The organism is Streptomyces sparsogenes (assembly GCF_001704635.1).
Taxonomy (GTDB): domain Bacteria; phylum Actinomycetota; class Actinomycetes; order Streptomycetales; family Streptomycetaceae; genus Streptomyces; species Streptomyces sparsogenes.
The window spans coordinates 148,902-167,503 of the sequence record NZ_MAXF01000038.1; the positions used below are offsets into that span (position 1 = coordinate 148,902).

At 70.1% G+C, this 18,602-nt stretch carries 19 protein-coding genes and 1 tRNA gene; 14 read left to right on the plus strand and 6 right to left on the minus strand.

All coding sequences use genetic code 11. The features are described from left to right. Positions 1-410: 410 nt before the first annotated feature. The 11 genes from tvaA to BBH68_RS08715 all read left to right on the plus strand — a co-directional run bounded on the left by tvaA (position 411) and on the right by BBH68_RS08715 (position 10,301). Positions 411-674 carry a thioviridamide family RiPP peptide gene (gene tvaA, locus BBH68_RS08665; RefSeq protein ID WP_158080408.1) on the plus strand — a complete coding sequence of 88 codons (264 nt, stop codon included), beginning with the start codon at positions 411-413 and terminating at the stop codon, positions 672-674. Between the two features lie 86 nt (positions 675-760). Beyond that, positions 761-1,861, plus strand: coding sequence for a phosphotransferase (locus tag BBH68_RS08670; RefSeq protein ID WP_065960364.1), 1,101 nt, complete (start codon positions 761-763; stop codon positions 1,859-1,861). Beyond that, positions 1,858-2,862 (plus strand): T3SS effector HopA1 family protein, encoded by a 1,005-nt coding sequence (locus BBH68_RS08675; RefSeq protein WP_065960366.1) that lies wholly within the window; start codon positions 1,858-1,860, stop codon positions 2,860-2,862. Before BBH68_RS08670 ends, BBH68_RS08675 begins: the two co-directional genes overlap by 4 nt. Next, positions 2,859-3,803: a phosphotransferase gene (locus tag BBH68_RS40540; protein WP_065960368.1), complete on the plus strand. Its 945-nt coding sequence runs from the start codon at positions 2,859-2,861 to the stop codon at positions 3,801-3,803. Before BBH68_RS08675 ends, BBH68_RS40540 begins: the two co-directional genes overlap by 4 nt. Then, positions 3,800-4,405 (plus strand): flavoprotein, encoded by a 606-nt coding sequence (locus BBH68_RS08685; protein ID WP_065960370.1) that lies wholly within the window; start codon positions 3,800-3,802, stop codon positions 4,403-4,405. Before BBH68_RS40540 ends, BBH68_RS08685 begins: the two co-directional genes overlap by 4 nt. 7 nt (positions 4,406-4,412) lie before the next feature. Beyond that, the gene (locus BBH68_RS08690; RefSeq protein WP_065960373.1) at positions 4,413-5,633 is read left to right on the plus strand and encodes a 50S ribosomal protein L11 methyltransferase; all 1,221 of its coding nucleotides are present in this window, start codon (positions 4,413-4,415) and stop codon (positions 5,631-5,633) included. A gap of 34 nt (positions 5,634-5,667) precedes the next feature. Then, positions 5,668-7,020: a YcaO-like family protein gene (locus tag BBH68_RS08695; protein ID WP_065960374.1), complete on the plus strand. Its 1,353-nt coding sequence runs from the start codon at positions 5,668-5,670 to the stop codon at positions 7,018-7,020. Between the two features lie 14 nt (positions 7,021-7,034). Then, a complete protein-coding gene (locus tag BBH68_RS08700) occupies positions 7,035-7,727 on the plus strand; it encodes a TfuA-like protein (protein ID WP_065960379.1) in 693 nt (230 codons plus the stop codon). Then, positions 7,724-8,620 carry a phytanoyl-CoA dioxygenase family protein gene (locus tag BBH68_RS08705; RefSeq protein ID WP_065960381.1) on the plus strand — a complete coding sequence of 299 codons (897 nt, stop codon included), beginning with the start codon at positions 7,724-7,726 and terminating at the stop codon, positions 8,618-8,620. The genes BBH68_RS08700 and BBH68_RS08705 overlap by 4 nt, the downstream gene beginning before the upstream one ends. Then, complete coding sequence (locus BBH68_RS08710) at positions 8,617-9,426, plus strand: C1 family peptidase (protein WP_065960382.1); 810 nt, start codon at positions 8,617-8,619, stop codon at positions 9,424-9,426. The genes BBH68_RS08705 and BBH68_RS08710 overlap by 4 nt, the downstream gene beginning before the upstream one ends. Before the next feature lie 38 nt (positions 9,427-9,464). Beyond that, positions 9,465-10,301: a hypothetical protein gene (locus tag BBH68_RS08715; RefSeq protein ID WP_245737963.1), complete on the plus strand. Its 837-nt coding sequence runs from the start codon at positions 9,465-9,467 to the stop codon at positions 10,299-10,301. Between the two features lie 16 nt (positions 10,302-10,317). Here BBH68_RS08715 and BBH68_RS08720 read toward each other — a convergent pair whose 3' ends face one another. Then, complete coding sequence (locus BBH68_RS08720; protein ID WP_065960386.1) at positions 10,318-11,745, minus strand: AMP-binding protein; 1,428 nt, start codon at positions 11,743-11,745, stop codon at positions 10,318-10,320. 123 nt (positions 11,746-11,868) lie between these two features. On the opposite strand from BBH68_RS08720, the gene BBH68_RS08725 reads away from it, so the two are divergent. After that, positions 11,869-12,291, plus strand: a complete 423-nt coding sequence (locus BBH68_RS08725) for a hypothetical protein (RefSeq protein ID WP_065960391.1) — start codon at positions 11,869-11,871, stop codon at positions 12,289-12,291. A gap of 473 nt (positions 12,292-12,764) precedes the next feature. Here BBH68_RS08725 and BBH68_RS08730 read toward each other — a convergent pair whose 3' ends face one another. The 5 genes from BBH68_RS08730 to BBH68_RS08745 all read right to left on the minus strand — a co-directional run bounded on the left by BBH68_RS08730 (position 12,765) and on the right by BBH68_RS08745 (position 16,623). Further along, the gene (locus tag BBH68_RS08730) at positions 12,765-13,895 is read right to left on the minus strand and encodes a methyltransferase domain-containing protein (RefSeq protein WP_065960600.1); all 1,131 of its coding nucleotides are present in this window, start codon (positions 13,893-13,895) and stop codon (positions 12,765-12,767) included. Then, entirely contained in the window at positions 13,892-14,824 is a 933-nt protein-coding gene (locus BBH68_RS08735) for an MvdC/MvdD family ATP grasp protein (protein ID WP_245737964.1), read from the minus strand. Before BBH68_RS08735 ends, BBH68_RS08730 begins: the two co-directional genes overlap by 4 nt. A gap of 11 nt (positions 14,825-14,835) precedes the next feature. Continuing rightward, positions 14,836-15,117, minus strand: a complete 282-nt coding sequence (gene tgmA / locus BBH68_RS08740; RefSeq protein ID WP_065960395.1) for a putative ATP-grasp-modified RiPP — start codon at positions 15,115-15,117, stop codon at positions 14,836-14,838. A gap of 94 nt (positions 15,118-15,211) precedes the next feature. Then, positions 15,212-15,312: transfer RNA gene (locus tag BBH68_RS41860), tRNA-OTHER, on the minus strand. A 366-nt stretch (positions 15,313-15,678) separates the two neighbouring features. Beyond that, entirely contained in the window at positions 15,679-16,623 is a 945-nt protein-coding gene (locus BBH68_RS08745) for an NUDIX domain-containing protein (protein WP_079150877.1), read from the minus strand. 789 nt (positions 16,624-17,412) lie between these two features. Between BBH68_RS08745 and BBH68_RS08750 the strand changes: the two genes are divergently transcribed. Then, positions 17,413-18,249, plus strand: a complete 837-nt coding sequence (locus tag BBH68_RS08750; RefSeq protein ID WP_065960399.1) for a helix-turn-helix domain-containing protein — start codon at positions 17,413-17,415, stop codon at positions 18,247-18,249. After that, positions 18,246-18,446 carry a DUF397 domain-containing protein gene (locus BBH68_RS08755; RefSeq protein ID WP_065960401.1) on the plus strand — a complete coding sequence of 67 codons (201 nt, stop codon included), beginning with the start codon at positions 18,246-18,248 and terminating at the stop codon, positions 18,444-18,446. Before BBH68_RS08750 ends, BBH68_RS08755 begins: the two co-directional genes overlap by 4 nt. Positions 18,447-18,602 lie beyond the last annotated feature (156 nt).

An 18,602-nucleotide genomic window follows, 5' to 3' on the forward strand; every position in this document is an offset into this window, starting at 1 on the left:
CGCACCCCCACAACGTCCTGATCTTTTCGGTCGGCACACAAACCTCTATCCAAGAACACGGAAGCGCGCTTACCCTCGCGGAGACCGCAAGATCATCGAACGGGGGTTCCGATGACCTACTCGCCGTGCACGCACGCCGGCTTCCGGGTTTCCGCGGCTCCATAAAGACTCACCAACGCCGCTTCTCTCTTTTCTCACTCAAATCCAGTCAATCGAACAGTGCCTCAACCGCCTGTCGGAAAATCGCCGACGGGCCAATTCGCATGCCCGGGACCAATAATCCCCAAAATCAATACACACAAACGGAATGCCGCAGACCGATTGACAACGGGGGGTGAGAGTTTGCTTAGATCACGATTGTTTCATTCGATTCCCCGACCGAAGGGCCGGGGATGAATCGGGAGAATCAAATGTCTGAAGCAATGGTTTCCGCGGTCGACGAGGCGGCGTTCGCCGACCTCGTCAGCAAAATCCAGGACGCCGAGGCGTCGATGACCGATGAGCAGCGCGCGGTCATCGACCCCGCCGCCGGAGAGAAGGCCCTGGAGGAGCTCGCCGGCGTCAGCCCGGAGGAGCTGCAGGCCTTCCTGGAGGAGAAGGCGGGCATCTCGCCCGACGAGGAGGCGCAGGGCAGCGTGATGGCGGCTGCCGCGACGGTGGCCTTCCACTGTTGAGCTGAGCCGATCGCCTGATGATGACCAGCGCTTCGCACAGCTCGGCCGGTATCGCGTCACCTGAGGCCGGACGGGAGGGCGGCGGTATGCCTTCGCCTTGGGGCGGGGCGCTGCCGGACGAGTCCGGGCCCGCGAAGGCCCGGACTCGTTCCTGGCTCGCCTCGCTCGGTATCGACCGGGGCGACATCGTGCGCACGGAGACTTTCACGGCCCGCAACAGCGTGGCCATGCTGCACTTCGAGGACGGCACCGCGCTCCTGCTGAAAAAAGTTGATCCGGCAACATCCAAAGCCGTCGGCACGGCGACGGGCAACGAGGAGACGATGCTCAGGCTGCTGCCCGAAGCCGGGGTCCCGCAATTCGCCCAGGCGGCGGTTCCCCGTTTCGTCGCGGCCGACCCGGAAACCGAAACCCTCGTCATGGAGGGAAAGACCGGATTCATCTCGATGCGGGAATTCACCCGGAACTCCCCGGTCATTCCCGTGCCGACGCTGGTCTCCCTGGCCTCCGTGACGGCCGGGATACACCGCGCGCCCGTGGACCGGATCGCCGCGGACCCGAGATACGCCCCGCAGCTCATCGATTTCCCTTTCGCGTCCTTCGTCACCCTGACGCCGGCAGAGCTGGCGAGCGGTCCCGGAATGGACTATTTCGACTACGCGGCCGCCATGCAGTCGGTCGACGAGAGCGTGGCCCGGCTGCGGGACGGGTGGGGCCCCAAGAGCCTGGTGCACTTCGACCTGCGGGACGACAACGTCCTGTTCAAGGACCCGGACGGCGCCCAGCCCCGGGTCGCGCTGGTCGACTGGGAACTGGCCGGATTCGGTGACCCCATGCTTGACGTGGGCACGGTCGTCGGCCAGCTGCTGATCCGCTGGCTGCACACGGTGCGGGGCGACGCCGCCAGTCTGTCCCGGGCCGACACCTGGGCCACCGTGCGGCGCAACGTCGGCCTCTTCCTCACCGCCTACGAACACGGCGCCGCGCTCTCGGCCGAGCAGCGGGACGACGCCTTCCGCTACGCCGGTCTGGCGACCTTGATGTACGCCGCCGGGCGGCTGGAGCAGATCGGCTCGCTGGGCCGGATCGGGCACCTGTGCCTCTTCGTGGGCCGCAAGCTGCTGACCGACCCCCAGGGCCTGGCCCGGCTGCTCTCGCCCGGCCGGCCGGCGAAGGCGGGCGCATGAACCGCTACCGAGCGGCGTTCTCCGCGATCGCCGAAGACGTCGAGGTGCTGAGCGAATCGGCCTTCGTCCACCGCGAGTGGGGTGAGCTGCGCCCCGCTCCGGGCGTCGAGTCCGCCCCCGGCGACCTGCCCGTGCTGCCCCATCTGTCCCGGTTCCTGTATCTGAGCTACTACGCCGGCGACGCCCGGGCCGCCCGCTGGCTGATCGACGGCGCCCCGGTGGTGCTGGGCACCCGCAGACGCGAGGACCCGGCCGTGGCCCGCGCGCTGGACGAGGCCAACCAGGGCAGCGGCTACTGGGACAGCGGCTGGCGGGCGGTTCCCACGGGGCCCGGGGGCCGGCGCGTGACCAAGAACGGTCTGACCCTGACCGTCACGGCACAGGAGACCCTGCCGCCGTCGCCCGCGCCCGGCCGGCCGGTCGCCGTGAAGTTCCCGCCCGCGCGCCCGTACATGTACCCCGGCTGGTACCTCGCCATCGGCGACGAGGGCATGCCCCGCCACGGCGAACGGCCCGTCGTACGCCTGTACTACACGCCGGGCGACCCCGCGTCCGCCGCCGGCCTGATGCGCGCGCTCACCGGGCGGCTGTGCGCCGCCCGCGTCCCGTACCAGCTCAAGGCGGCCAACCACCCGGAGGGGTACGAGCGGCGGGACGCGATGGTCCTGTACCTGTACCGCGACGACTGGCTGCTCTTGGAGCGGGAGCTGGCGGACATCCACCGCCGGCACCTGGACGCGCTCCGGGACACCGGGCCGGCCTTCGCGCTGGAACTGGGCCGGGGCTGGTGGCTGGCGGACGAGCCGGAGCAGCGGCAGGGCCGGCTGATGAGCTTCGGCCAGCACCGCTGTCTGCTGGTCGCCGAGGGCCTGGTCGCGGCCTGGCGCGACGGCCGGACCACGGCGGCGGACCGGCTGGACGCCATCGAGGAGCGGTACCGGGCGGAGCGGCTCGACGCCGCCCACCCCTACCTCAACGCCCGAGGGAGCGCCGTCCGATGACCCAAGCCGCCGTGCGGGCCGGGCAGCCGGTGCGCTCGCTGCCCGGCCCGTTCGTCACCCGGGTCTGCCTCCGGGTGGAGGGGGGCTACCGCTGGGGCGAGAGCGTCCCGGCGGCCTCCGCCGCGTATCTCGACGCCGCCGCCCTGCGCGGGCTCGGCGAGGCGATCGCCGCGACCCCGGCCGCGCCCCACGCCTGCGTCCCGGCGCTGGCCGACGACCGCACCGCCGTCCACCCCGCCGTGGGCACCCCGGCGCTGCTCAGCGACGCCGTCTTCGGCGGCCGGGGCGACGCCGCCACCCCACCGGCTGAGCGGACTTTCCACGACCTCGGCGGCTTCCTCGCCCGGCTGCACGCCATCCCCGTGGGGCGCGCGCCCGCCCTGCCGGCCAGATCCCGCCCGGCCTGGCTGGACGCGGCGCCGCGGGCGGCGGAGTCCATCCGCGCCGCCCTGGACCGCCTCGAGGGGGCCGCGGCTCCCCGGATCCGGCGCCTCGCCGGCGCGGGGGCCGACGCCGCGCCCGGGGCGGTCCCCCGGACCGTCGTGCACGGCCGGCTGTCGACCGCCTCCTGTGTGCCCGGCCCGGTGCCGCGCGTGCTCGGCTGGCGGGAGGCCGGGCTGGCCGACCCCATGACCGACCTCGCCTTCCTGCTGCGGGACCTCGTACAGGCGGCGGCTGCCATGGGAGCGCGGGAGCTCCAGGAACAGCGGGCGCGGCTGGCGGCCGAGGGCTACGAGACGGCCCGGGGCGCCCGGCTGAGCGAGGAGGAGCACGCCCGGCTGGCCGGGCACCTCGCCTCCGGCGTCCTCCAGCACGTCGCCCTGCGCGCCTGGTCGGCGTCCGATCCCCGGGGCGCCGAGGCGCTGCTGCGCCGGGCGGAAGAGTCCCTGCCGGGCGTCCTCGGCGCCTTCGGCACCCCCCAGGAGGTGATCGGCCGATGAGCGAACGCGCCGACGGCGCCCAGCGGGCGCTCGCCCAGGTCCGGCTGTTGTGGGGGGTGTGCGGCTCGTTCTCGGCGGTCGCGGTCCCCCATGTGAACGCGTGGCTGCGCGGCACCGTCGGGGTCCAGGAGATCCGCACCGTCATGACCGCGCAGGCCCGCGCCCTCATGGGCCCGCGCATGATCGAGGCCGTCACCGGCCACGCCCCGGTCACCGACTGGGAGGACCACAAGGGCGGAGGCGCCGCCCATGTCGCCCTCGGCGCCTGGGCGGATGTGCTGGTGATCCTGCCGGCCACGGCCAACTTCCTGGCCAAGGCGGCCCACGGCATCGCGGACGACGTCCTGACGGCCACCGTGCTCGCGGCCGAGTGCCCCACCGTCATCGCCCCCGTCATGAACGCGGCCATGTGGTCGAAACCCGCCGTACAGCGCAATGTCGACCAGCTGCGCGAGGACGGCTACCGGATCGTCGAGCCGAAGGAGGGGATCTCCCTCACCGAGGGCCGCCGGGAGCCCGGTTCGCTCGGTGACTTCCAGTCGGCGATCTCCACCGCCCTGATCCAGGCGGCCGCCCGCCGCACCGACCCTCGAGGACAGTGATCAGCACATGCCCAAACTCTCGCCCGACACCGTGCTCCACCGGGTGCCGTCCTTCATCGCCGAGGTCGACACCAGCAACGAAGTGAAGATCCACTTCGAGAGCCGGATCCTCAAGCTCGGACATGACGCGCTCGGCCTGCTCGACCTCTTCCACCAGCCGCGCACGGTCGGCGAGGCCCTGACCCTGCTCGGCCCCCGGCTGAAGGGACGGCCCAGGGCCGCCCAGGACGCGCTGGCGACCGTGGTCTCGCTCCACCAGGCGGGCCTGCTGCGCACCGAACCGGTCGAGAGCTTCAGCGACCAGCCGTTCCCCAAGGGCGGTTACGACGCCGCGTTCGTCCACATCGCCATGCTGGAGGACCCCGTACGCAAGGCCTCCTTCCAGCAGGCGGTCCGCGACACGGTGCGGGACGGGGATGTGGTGCTCGACCTGGGCACCGGCTCCGGCATCCTGGCCATCACCGCGGCGCAGGCGGGGGCCCGCAAGGTCTACGCGGTCGAGCCGGCCGGCATGGTCCACCTCGCCCGGCGGATCGCCGAACGCAACGGCGTCGCCGACCGCATCGAGTTCATCCGCGGCTGGTCGCCCCAGCTGGAACTCCCCGAGCCGGCCGACGTCCTGCTGACCGACATCGTCGGCAACGAGGCGCTGGACATGCGGATCTGGGAGACCGTCCAGGACGCGCGGCGCCGGCTGATGACGGACTCGCCCCGCCTCGTCCCCGGCCGGCTCACCTCGTACGCGACGCTGGCCCGCATCCCCGACGAGGTGCTCGACAAGCACCGCGTCACCCAGGGCCACCTGGCGCGCTGGAAGGAGATGTTCGGCATCGACTTCGGCCCCATGGCGGAGTCCGAGGCCCGGCGCTCCATCGGCTTCTACGAGCGCCCGGAGACCGTACAGACCTGGGACTTCCTCTCCAAGCCCGCCGAGCTGTACCAGGTCGACCTCCACCAGGACATGGCCGGCCCGCTGGAGACCCGTCCCACGCTCACCGCCGACCGCGCGGGCGAGGTCAACGGCGTGGTCGTCCACTTCGAGGCGCGGCTCGGGCCGGACACCACCCTGTCGACGGCCCCCTGGCTGGGCTGCGCCCGCAGCCACTGGTACACCGCCGTCTGGGCCCTCACCGAACCCGTCACGGTCGAGCCGGGCCAGGACCTCTCCTACGTCTACCGGTACCTCGGCGACGGCACCTCCCACTTCGAACCCGTCAGCGGCCGTTAACCCCCGCGGACAGCGCACCCAAGGAGTACCCGCGTTGAAACTGCGTTCCAGCGTCCCCAAGATCACCGGAAACGGCCCGCACCGCGAGATCACCGCCGAGACCACGTACGCCCGCATGGTGCCGCACCTCAAGCGGATCGGGGTGACCAGGGTCGCCGACATCACCGGCCTCGACCGGGTCGGCATCCCCGTCTACAACGCCATCTCCCCACGGTCGTTCGACATCATCTCCGTCTACAACGGCAAGGGCGCCACGAAGATCGACGCCAAGACGTCGGCCGTCATGGAGGCCGCCGAGCGCTTCGCCGCCGCCCTGCCCATGCGGCCGGCCGCGATCGCCTCGTACCCGGAGCTGGAGAAGTCCGGGCGCCGCGTGCTCGACCCCAGGTCGTGCAACTTCGAGCTGCACCACGCCTACCGCATCGACACGCCCATCTCCTGGGTCGAGGGCTACGACCTCATGAACGAGTGCGGCGTCCTGGTGCCGCAGTTCCTGGCCGGCTACTACATGAGCTACCACGAGGTGCCCTGCTACCCGGTCTCCACGACCAACGGGATCGCCTCCGGCAACTCGCTGGAGGAGGCCATCTGCCACGCCCTGTGCGAGCTGGTCGAGCGCGACGACTGGACCATGGCCGACCTGATCTCCAACCGGCTCGGCAAGCTCGCCGCCGAGGACGGGGCCGGCCCCGTCGGGGCCGCCATCCGGGCCTGGGCGCAGGAGCGCCACCCCAGCCTCGACCCGGCGACGCTCCCGCCCCGGGCCCAGTTCTTCATGGAGAAGTTCCTCGACGCGGGCATCGCCATCGAGGTCAAGAACATCACCTCGGCGACCGGCATCCCCAGCTTCCAGGCCGTGGTCTCGGAGTTCGTCGCCGAGTCGTTCTCCCGTTCCCACCACGGCATCGGCACCCACCCGGACGCCGAGGTCGCGGTCGTGCGGGCGATCAGCGAGGTGGCCCAATCCCGCGTCGTGGACATCCAGGCCATGCGCGAGGACATCACCGCCGCCGGACAGCCCGTCGAGAAGGCCCTCTACCACGTGCGGCGCAGCAACCGCGCGAACCCCGACTCGTGGGCCATCAAGCCGTCGGCCCGCCCGGTGCGCTTCGGCGACGTCCCGTCGCACCCCAGCACCGACGTCATGGACGACGTCCGGCTGCTGCTCCAGCGGCTGCGGGCCCGCGGACTCGACCGGGCCATCGCCGTCGACCTGTCCGCGCCCGGCGTACCCGCCACGGTCGTACGCGTCATCGTGCCCGGCATCGAGTCCTGGACCGTCGACCGCAACAAGCTCGGGCCACGGGCCGCCCAGGCCTGGAACAGCGCCCTGGCAGCCATCCACTCCGCTCAGCGGGCGCCGCGGAGCCCCGCCGCCGCCCAGTGACGGGAGAAGACATCATGCGCACGGTCATATTCGTCGGCCCCAGCCTGCCGCCCGAGGAGGCGGCGGCCCAGCTGCCCGGGGCCGAGTTCCTGCCCCCCATCGAGCGGGGCGACATCGACACCCTCATGGCACAGGACCAGCCGCCGCGCCGCATCGGCATCATCGACGGCAAGTTCCTCCAGAGCTTCTCGATCTCCCCCAAGGAGATCCTGCGCGCCATGGACCGCGGCGTCCGCGTCTGGGGGTCGTCCAGCATGGGCGCCCTGCGCGCCGCCGAACTCGACGTCTACGGCATGACCGGGGTCGGCACCGTCTACGACAGATACGCCTCCGGCGCGATCGAGGACGACGACGAGGTCGCCATCACCTTCGACAGCGAGTCGCTCCGCCCGGTGTGCGAACCCATGGTCAACATCCGGGTCGCGACCGAGGCGGCGCTGCGCCGGGGGGTGGTGGGCGAGGAGGACGCGGAACTGTTCCTCACGACCGCCAAGTCCCTGTACTTCCCGCAGCGCACCAGCGCCGCCGCCCTGCACCGGCTGAAGGGCACCATGGCCGAGCCCGCGCGGCAGCGCCTCGCCGACTTTCTGCGTTCCCCCGAGGCCCCCGACGCCAAGCGGGAGGACGCCATCGCCCTGCTGGCCGCCATGCGTCAGGACGCGCGGGGACAGGAGACCGAGCCGACCGTGGAGGTGGCCGCCCGATGACCACGCTCGCCCCCGACCTGGCGGAGCGGTTCCGCACCGACGGCTTCGCCTTCCCCGTGAACGCGCTCACCCCGGCCGAGGCCGAACAGGCGCTCGCCGGATGCCACACCTACCTGCGGACCGTGAGCGCGGCGGGCGGTGCCCTGGCCCGGTACGCGGCGTTCCCGAAGATCCACCTGGTCGCCTCGTGGGCCGACCGGATCGTCCACCACCCCGCGATCCTCGACGCCGTCGAGGCACTGCTGGGACCCGAGCTGCTGGTGTGGTCCACCAATCTCTTCGTCCGGCCCGCGCACAGCGGCAGCTCGCTCGCCTGGCACCAGGACGCCGTCTACCTCGGCCTGGACGGCTATCAGCAGCACGCCGCCCGGGTCTGGGTGGCGCTCACCGACACCACGGTCGCCAACGGCACCATGCGCTACGCCCGCGGCTCGCACCTCGGCGGCGCCCTGCCGCACCGGTTCAGCGGCTCCGGGCTCGAGGACATCATGCGCGGTGAGGAGATCGCCGTCGACATCGACGAGGCGGCCACCGTCGATGTCATCCTCAACGCCGGCCAGTGCTCCGTGCACCACCTGGCCATGGCCCACTGCTCGGGCCCCAACCACACCGACGCCGGACGGTTCAACTTCGCGATCGACTACGTCACGCCGCGGGTCCGCCCCACCGCCGGGGAGGACAGCGCCCTGCTGGTCCGCGGCGCGGACCCGGGCGCCTTCCTGCCGGAGTCCAGGCCCGCCTCCGACTTCGACCAGGCCGCGCTGCGGGAGTTCTACGCCGCCGTCGCCCGCCGGCAGAAGCGGATCGACCAGACGGTCCTGGGGCGCGGCGGCAAGCCCGGCGGCGACCCGGCCCGGGACGGGGCCCAGGACCGGGCCCAGGACCCGGCATGACGGGCCCGCTCGCCGACTCCGCCGTCGCCGACGCCGGCTGGCTGTCCGGCGTCGCGCCGCCCTGGTGGACGAGCGGACGCACCCCGGACAGCATGGACCTGTCGGGCTGGATGCCGCCCGTGATCGACCAGGGGCAGATCCCGCTGTGCACCGCCGCGGTCACCGCGGCGATCGCCGGCTACTACGCCCGCCGGGCCGAGCGGCTGGAGTTCACGCCCTCCGTCCTGTTCAACTACCGCCTCTCCCGCACACTCGCGGGCTCCGCCGACCGCAGGGGCTCGCGACTGGAACACAGCTTCCGCGCCTGGGCGGAGTTCGGGCTGTGCGAGGAGGCCCTCTGGCCGTACGACGAGCACGGCCGGACCAGGGTCGACCGGGACCCGCCCGAGCACTGCCACACCACGGCGCGCCGCACCCGTCCGCTCGCGCGGTCGCTCTCCGCCCCGGACGGGCCCGGCCTGCTCGGCCTGGCGCGCCGCGCGATCGCCATGGGCATCCCGGTGAGCGTGGAGGTCCGGCTCTGCCCGTCGATCTCCATGTCCCTGGTCAACGGCGGTGTCATCCCCGTACAGCTGGCGACGGAGCTGTCCGTGGGACCCCATGTGGTGCTGCTGACGGGCTATGACGACCGGGCGGAGACCGCCCCGTACGACCGGGGCGCCGGACCGGGCGCCTTCCGGGTCCGCAACAGCTGGGGAACCGGCTGGGGTGACCAGGGCTACGGCCTGCTGCCCTACGCCTTCCTCGAACAGCGGCTGACGGGCGAGCACTGGATCGTCGTCGAAGAGGACTGGCGGAAGCGGTGACGGCGACGGGAAGCGCCCGGCCGGAGGAGGGATCGGCAGTGCGGGGATTTCTGACGGCGGCCGCCCGCTGGGCGGCGCCCACGGTCGTCCTCGCCCAGGTCTGCCTCGTGTGGACCGGCGTGTTCAGCCTGGGCGAGGCGGTGGCGGTCGGGCTGCTCCTCGAACTCCTCCTGGCCGGGATCGTCATCACCGAGATCGCCCTGGCCAGAAGGGCCTTCACGGCCTCGCGGAGCCGGGGAGCCGACGGCCAGGAGGCGCTGAACCACGCCCTGGCCGCGGTCCTCCCCGCCCCCGTGGCCAAGGCGATGGGGATGGAGTTCGGGCTCCTGCGCGCCCTGTGGCGCTGGGCCCGCCGCAGGACCGACGCGCCGGACGGGCACGCGGCCCTGCCCTACGGTTCCGCGATCAAGCCGATCATGTGGGTGATGGTCGCCCTCGTGCCGCTCGAGGTGCTCGCCGTCGAGTTCCTGGTCCCCTGGCCGGTGGCGCGCATCGTCCTCCTGGTGCTCTCCGGGTACGGCACGGTGTGGGTGCTCGGGTTCATCGCGGCCCTCTCCATCCGCCCCCATACCGTCGGCGACGGGAAAATGGTCCTGCGCTTCGCCCACTTCACCCAGATCACCATCCCGCTGGAACTCGTCGCGTCGGTGCGCGAGGCCCGGCACGGCGGCTACCGCAGGGCCGTCCAGATCGACGACGGCGTGCTGGCGATGCCGATCGGCGACTCCACCACGCTCAGCGTCACGCTGCGCGAGCCGTACCCGGTGGCGCCCAAGCCGGGCAGGCCGGCCCAGGAGGTCCGCGAGGTCCGTTTCGCCGCGGACAGCACGCGCGACGCCGTCCGCGTCCTCACCGCGCACATCGCCGCCGAGTGACCCTCCCCGGGCGCCCTCACGCCGGGGGCAGCAGCTTCTTCTGCGGCTTGCCCATGGCGTTGCGCGGCAGCGCGTCCAGGAAGCGGACCTTGCGGGGGCGCTTGTGGACGGAGAGCTGCCCGGCGACGAAGTCGATCAGCTCCGCCTCGCTCACCCCGTCGGCGACCACGTACGCCACGATCTGCTGCCCCAGGTCCTCGTGCGGCGCGCCGACGACCGCCGCCTCGCGGACCGCCGGGTGGTCCAGCAGCGCGTTCTCGACCTCGCCCGCGCCGATGCGGTAGCCGCCGGACTTGATCAGGTCGGTGGAGGCGCGGCCGACGATGCGGTGGAAGCCGTCGGGCTCGATCGCGGCGATGTCACCGGTGCGGAACCAGCCGTCCTCGGTGTACGAGCCGGCGGTCGCCTCGGGGCGGCCCAGGTAGCCGTCGAAGAGGGTGGGGCCGGTGAGCTGGAGTTCGCCGATCTCCGCGCCCTCCTCGGCGGCCACGCGGGTGCGGATGCCGGACAGCGGGGTGCCGACGTAGCCGGGGCGGCGTTCGCCGTCCGCGCGGGTGCTGAGGGTGATGAGCGTCTCCGTCATGCCGTAGCGCTCGACGGGCCGGTGGCCGGTGAGCAGCTCCAGGTCGCGGAAGACGGGGGCGGGCAGCGGCGCGCTGCCGGAGACCAGCAGCCGGGCGGCGGACAGCGCCCGGGCGGCGTCGGGGTCCTGGGCGACCCGGTGCCAGACCGTCGGCACGCCGAAGTACAGGCTGCCGCCCGCCGCCGCGTACGCCGCGGGGGCCGGCCGACCGGTGTGCACCAGCCGGCTGCCCGTGCGCAGCGCGCCCAGCACGCCCAGCACCAGGCCGTGCACATGGAACAGCGGCAGGCCGTGGACGAGCGTGTCCTCCGCCGTCCAGGCCCACGCCTCGGCCAGCGCGTCCAGGTCGGCGGCCACCGCGCGCCGGGAGATCAGCGCGCCCTTGGGGGCGCCGGTGGTGCCGGAGGTGTAGAGGATGAACGCCGTCGCCTTCGGGTCCGGCTCGGGCCCGGTCCACGCCGCGCGCTCGGCCAGGTCCACCGGGACCGTCTCGACGGCGGCGGCGGGTGCGGCGGGTGCGGCGGAGGCTTCCCGGCCGCCGGCGTCCTCCGCGCCCTGCGGGCCCGTCAGCAGCAGCGCGGCCTTGGAGTCGCGGAGTATGTGGTCGCGCTCGGCGGGCCCGGAGTCCGGCGGCACGGGCACCACGGGCACCCCGGCCAGCAGCGCGCCCACCACGGCCGTCACCGTCTCCACCGTCGGGGTCGCCCGGACGGCGACGACCGGCGCCCCGGCGATACGCGCCGCGACCGCGACCGCGGCGCTGAACAACGCCTCACGGGAGCAGGAGCGGCCGGCCACGGTGAGGGCGTCGGGGCGGTCGCCGTCCGGCTCGGCGAGGGACGTCAGGAGAGGTGCGGACACGGACGTGCTCCTTCCACAGCGGGCCCCGGGTACGGGCACCTGGGTGAGGGGTACCTGTCCCCCCGTTCGCTTCGGGGGGCTAGCCCTACCGACAATGCGTCCCTGCGACCGTATCGTCGCACCATGGACGCCCGGGACGCCGATCTGAAGCGCGAACTCGACGCGACCCTCCAGACCCGCAAGGAGCTGGGGGCCGAGTACGAGACGGAGCTGGTCGACTCCTTCATGGAGAAGGTCGAGCAGCGGTTCCACGACACCGCGGACCGCCATGTGCGCCGGCAACTCGCCGAGCAGCAGATGGCCGCCGCCCGCGGCACCCGCCCCGACCCGAGGGCCCGCCCCGGCCAGGGCCTCGGGATGAGCCTCGGCGAGCGCTTCGCCTTCGTCGCGGTCTCGCTGGTGCTGGCCATCCCCCTCTGCGCGATCGCCGCGGTCAACACGGGGCTGTCCGGCCTGGCGGTGACCTGGGCCGGCATCTTCGGCGTCAACGCGGTACACGCCTCCGGCGGCTTCTCCCGCCTGCGCCGCCACCGCGACAAGCCGTAAGGCGAGTGAGCCAAAGGGCGCGCCGCCCGCGCCGGAGGCGCTGATCGATGCAGTGAAAGCGATGAGACCAAGCGAGCGAGGGCTCGTGTCGATATGCGGCTCCGCCGCGTGAGCGAGCGCAGCGTCGAAGAGTGTCGACACCGGACCCGAGCGCCCGGCGGGGGCACCTCCCAGCGGTAGCTGGGGGAGAACCGAGCCCAAAAGGGAGGGAGGGGACCGCCGCACCCCGGTGTGAGCACCAGGGGCGGGACGACGGCGGTCCCCGCCGGGGACGCGGTTGCCGCGTCCGGGCGACCGTGGAGGTCCGGGAGCCGCTCCGGAGGTCCGTGTCGCCGTACCGGGGTGTCGGTGTCGTCCGTTCCGACACTCACTAATGTGCCGGAGCTGTGTTAAGCCCGTGCTGCGGGCGCGTGACACCCGCGTACCACTTACCGGAAGGGCGAGCGTCCTTTCGCAGTCACAAAATCGCGTGGTTACCGCAGGGCCCAAGACTGGCCATCGGGGCTCTGGTACCAAAGCCGGTGCTCGGTGTCCGTCACGGTCAGACCGAAGTGCTCCCAGGGGGGCATGTTGTGCTCCGTCCACCACTGCCACGCCCATCGGAGGGTTTCCCATACCTCCGGCTCCCCCTGGCCGCAGAACTGGGGCTCCTCCGGCTTGTCGTCCCTGTAGAGGAGTTCGCACCACCGGCCATCCATCATGACCAGGCGGCGCGTGCTCTGGTTCTCCTCCGTGCCGTACTGGAGACCCACGCCTGGCAAATGGGCGGCCAGCCAGAACTTGAAGTGGTAATCGTCGAAGACCGAGACCGGGATGTCGGTGTACCCCTGGGAGGCCGGGGTCAGCTCCGCGCTCGTCACGGCTGCCTCGCCCTCATGACGGGCCGGCATGAACGCCCCCCCGTCCTTCAGGAAGGGACCGCTGAGGTTGCCGTCGTCGTCGGCCTCCAGGAGCACCAACGCGGCGCTGAGAGGGCCGAAGACGTTGGCGATCAGGCGCCCACCCGGAGCCATTGCCGAGCGGATTGTGTCCGTGATCCGAGGCAGGCCGAACGAGAAAATGGCTTTGTCGAACCGCCTGTTGAAGTTGTGCGATGTGGCGTCGGCCGGCACCACACTGATGTTGAGCCCGAGCTGCTTCAGACGTGCGGCGGCCTCGGAAGTGCCGTTCAGGTCACACGCGACCATCTGGTTGCCGTGGCGAAGCTGTGCGGCGATCAGGGCGGCCTGGTAGCCGGTGCCGAGGCCACCATCCAATACGTGATCGTCGCTCTGGATGTCGAGCGCCTCGATCATGCGGCACGTAAGGCTTGGTTGCGTGCTGGACGACGTGGGGGTGCCGTGCCACCCGCCCGTGACCTGTTCGGCCTGGTCCAGTGCGGTGACCAGCGTCAGGTTCGAATAGATGGGCCTGAGCCAGTCATCACCATCCGTTTCCGTGCACTCCCGCCACAGGGTTGGTGTTCCGCCCGCGTTGACGAAGTACCGGGGCACGAAGAGGTGACGAGGGGTCGAGGAGACGGCCTCGATCAGGCGCGGTGCCGTGAGATCCCCCGACTCTTGTAGTTCGGCGGCGAGGCTCGATGCCCTGCTCTTCCAGTTCAACGGTTGCACCAATCCTCCAGAGTCTTGGCGAAGGCGGTAGCGAGAGGCATACCTGCGGAATTGGCCCATGCCCACTGGCCAGAGGGGTTGGCCTCCAGGAACATCCACTCACCTGCGGGCGTGACGATGAAGTCTGCCGCGAAGTACTTGAGCTCGAACACGGAGGCGTACCCCCGCAAGGATTCTTGTACCTCTGAGGGGGTGGCCATAGGGGTGACGGCGATGGCGTCGTAGTCGGATCGGTAATCGATCCGGGCTTGGTCGCTGCCCGCGTCGATGCGTGCGCTGTAGCAGGTATCGCCAATGAACATGACGCGTACCTCGAAGTCCTTTTCGAGTTCTTCTTGATACAGGTGAGCAGTGACCTGAACGCCGTTGAGGTCCGACGGATCCACACGGCGGGTGTACATCTGGTCCCACCCATCCTCGTGCGCCACGACAGGGACGCCCAGCGCCTTCGTGATGATCGGGCCATGAATGAATTGCGCGAACCGCCTCACGGCGCCCGGATCACTGGTGATCAGGGTGCGCGGCGTCGTCAGACCGACAGCGCCGGCAACGCGGAGCTGCTGCGGTTTGAACTCCGCGTAGGTCGCCCTGGACGGGTGGTTCATGAAGGGAGCATCGAGGCTTGCCAACACCCCACCGAACCCAATCCTGGCTGCTCCGCGAGCGTAGTGCTCATCAGCCTCCGAAAGGCTGGGGAAGCGGAACATGCCAGGACGATTCCAGTACACGGCCTTGATGTCGGAGAGTTCCACGCTGCGCTGCTCGGTAGCCAGCACGCCGTTCCACTGGCCCTTGTTGAAGGTTGCTCGGAACTCCAGCTCAAGCGGGAACTGAGCTGTGTCCATCCGGAAGACGGGGACACCCGCCGAGGCCAGCTCGCCGACGATGAGGTCGGTGCCAGCCTCGAACGGGCCGTCCACTACAAGCACGGTCACTCGATGTATCCGGGGTCGCTACCCTCGTCGGACGGCGGAGGGTTCTTGATATCCCCGTCCGGGTTGGTCTTCTGGCTCGTGGCCATGGACACCAGCGGTGTGCCGTCGGCCATGGAGGCAGTCTGCGCCACGGGGTCGTAGACACGCGTCTCCACGCTCGGGGCCGTCAGGTCAGAGACGCGGAACCGCGCGCCCTGAAGCGCGTACGGCCGCATTCCGACGGGGGCAGTACCAACCGGTGCCGGCCGCCCGAGGGGAAGTGCCTCGATCAGATTCATGTGACTCCTTTTGTGAGATGGAATCCGGTCCGTCATGCACTTGCGAACCGCCCTGTCTAACTGTCCTTCCCGATACGGAGTAGTCGGGCGGCTGTCCCCCTGTCCGGACTCGAACCGGAGTCTCCTGCTGCACGCATTGAAAGTGAACGAAAGGTGCGCGCATTGCAGTGCTCTTCCTGACTTAGCTGCAGGGGGTTCACTAGGGCCCGCCCGTCTGCGATTGAGGGAGTCAGACGGGCGGGCTTATTAGAGGGGCCACCAGCAGCCCCTCATCCGATCCGGCGGGGCAGGCTTGCCGGAACGGAGTTCAGAAGCGACGCTACTTCTCTTACGACTGATCCTGGAATCGTGCTCGGCAGGCCAGGACCCCGTTGCGGTCCGGGAGACCTAGAGCCCGAGCATGTCTGGTCACCGTCCCGCTTGTAACGTCAAAAATGGCCGCAATGTCAGCCACACCCAAAACCTGAGACCCCGCCCGCCCCCTCGCCGGATTCCGTGTGGGAATGGACCTTAACCAAGCACACGGAGGGGCAGCCGAGAAGGGGGCGGGGGCTTAGCGGGCTACGCGGCCGCGTGTTCCCCTTGTATCAGCAGGGGCACCCCGGCCCCCTGCGCGATGGCGGCGAGACCTTCCCGGATCCGACGCGCCTGGTACGGCTCGCATACCTCGTCCAGGGCACTGGGGTGCACCCATACGCACTCTGACAGCTCGTCGCGTGCATCCTCGGGAACGGCCACAGCCCGCGCCTCGTCGTCCGGCAGAACGCCACCGTCAAGAACGACGTTGTATCCCTCGGCTGCGGTGGAGTTTTCCGGCATGTGGTCGAGCGCGACCACCGTACGGAGCTTCCGCACCAGCCCCGTTTCCTCCCTCAGCTCCCGTGCGGCTCCGCACGAGACGTATTCGCCCGCGTGGACCCCACCGCCGGGGAGCTGTAACCCTCCGGTGCCGTAGGTCGGCCGCACGAGCAACACTCGGCCCTGCGAGTCGCGCACTATCACCAGCGCGCCGATACGCCTACGAGGCGGTTTCAAGGGGTCGATATCCGAGTGTGCCATCTCGCCATCCTTCCGGGGTAGTAGCATGTTTATTTTTTTCTCAGCCATCGCCACAGCCTCTTCAATGGCCCATCGGTAGGGGTCCTCTGCCGCGTACAGCGGAAGCTCGTTCTCGCCAACCCATTCGATGTCGGCGATCCCGGGTACGGCAAAGGGGGCCGGAACTGCGACCGACTCACCCTCTCCCAGTTCCCCGCCATCACAGATGACCGTAAGTTCCTCGTGCCCCGTCCCGGAATGGGCGGGCAAGTGATTCAGGACAAGAAACCTGGTGATCGAGCGGATGAGCCGAGTCTGTTGCTTCAGCGCGCGAGCGGCTGCGTCCGGGATCGTTTCTCCCTGGCGTAGAAAGTTACCGGGGAGGCTCCACGTGATGGAGCGCTCCCCTTTTACCATAAGCACACGACCCTCAGACGCTCGGACGAGTACGAGGGCGTTGATTCGCATGGCAGGCTGACCGGCCGACTTATTCGGAATCAACGGTGCACCTTGTCTTTCCTGAGTTGGCTTGCTCTCGTTCGGTCGCGTGACGCGGACACCGGCACGTTGGCCATCGCCCCGTATCGATGGCCTCTGGTGACTTACGTTGAATGGCGCGCTTCGGCTGCAGATCCAGTTGGCTTCCGTCTGCGTATTTTCGATAGATGCGGATCGTCATTTGGCTCACCGATCAGCCCTCCGCAGGAATTCATGCTGGATGACAAACGAACGCACGAGTGGAAACGCTGGATCGGCGGGCCAAAAAACCCTGTCGCGCAGGTCCGCCGGCACCCGGAGGGGGATGGTGGGCGGATCATGATGGGCGCCCGAGAGAGGGGCCGGAGGTGTCTCAGGGGCGCTGCGGGCGGCGAGATACTTTGCCCTGCGCCGACCGCGCGGCGTCTGCCTCCGCGTCAGCCACACCATCCACCCGCCCATGGCCGTCTGCCTGGTGCTCACCACGCATCTCCGGCGGCCCCGGCGGCCCGGGGAGCCGTAGCAATGGCGCTGGGCGGTTGGCGACTCGGCCGCACCCGATCGGCGCTCCGCGACGGGAGCACGATCCCGGAGGGTTCCGATGCGGCGCGCAGATCGCCACGCGCCTGTTGGGTCCCTCTGATCGTCTCGCCTGCCGCCTGCCGATCAACCACGGCCGCTCCTCTCTGTAGTGCTCCCACTACCAGGGAGGTTCAGCGTGGCCTATAGTCGAGCCCCATTCAATCTGTCAGCCATGGATGGAAGGTCAGCGAACGACCTGTGAACAAAAACGACTTGAACCCGGATGCCTCTCCCGAAGCGGCCTACGGGGCGCGTTTACGCAGCATGCGTGAGGCTCGCGGCTGGACTCAAGAGGACCTTGCCAAGCGCACCGAATATTCCAGTGTGCATATTTCAGCCGTCGAAAATGGTCGGAAACCTCCAACCCTCCGCTTTTCGCGTAGTGTGGACCGCGCCTTCGGCATCGAGGGGGCAGCAGACTCCTTCGAGCGCGAGTATCGCGAGATCCGCCACGGCAGCCTGCTGGAGGGGTTCCCGGAGTTCGTAGGCTACGAGGGACGTGCGGTAGAGATCCGGCTGTACGAAGTCGGTGTCATCCCCGGACTGTTGCAGACGATGGAGTACGCGGCGGTCGTGGCGGACAGTGAGGTCAAGCGGGGAGCGATCACCACCGAGCAGGCGCAGGAGCGAGTGGCGCTCGTCGCTGAGCGGCAATCCGCGCTCGTCCGGCCGCATCCGCCACTAGTCTTGGTGGTGCTGGACGAAAGCTGTATCCGACGGCCTGTCGGTGAGCCCGCCGTCATGGACGCGCAGTTGGCGCGGCTGGTCGAGTTCGCCGAGCTGCCAAACACCATGGTCCAGGTCGCCCCGTTCGAGATGGGGACTCGTCGGCCGTTCAACCTACCGATAACCGTGCTGACGATGGCGGACCGCTCGCTCATGTCGTACGCCAAGTCTGCTCAGCGGGGCCATCTCGAACGGGATAGCAAGTTCGTGCTGCCTATGTTGACGGCCTACCATCAGCTACAGGCTGAAGCGCTCTCTCAGAAAGAGTCTGTGGCCATGATCAATCAGTTGCGAAAGGGCACCCCGTGACGACCGAATCTCCGCAGTGGTTCACGTCCTCGTACAGCGCCAACGGCGGCCAGTGCGTAGAGGTCGCCGCAAACCTCGCCGCCTCGCGCGGCCTCGTCCCCGTCCGCGACTCCAAGGAGCCTGAAGGCCCGGCTCTGACGTTCACAGCGGATGCCTGGTCAGCCTTCGTCGAGTACGCCAAGTCGGCGGACGTCTGACGTAGCCGCGTAGACTACGGCCTGAGAGCCCTCCCCTGGCACACCCGGGGGAGGGCTCTCGTGTGTCTGCGGTTGTGCTCCTCAGTGGTCTGTGCGCAGAGCTGTGCCGGCTACGCGGGACGCGTATTCGCTACTTGGTCACCAGCGGTACTCCTG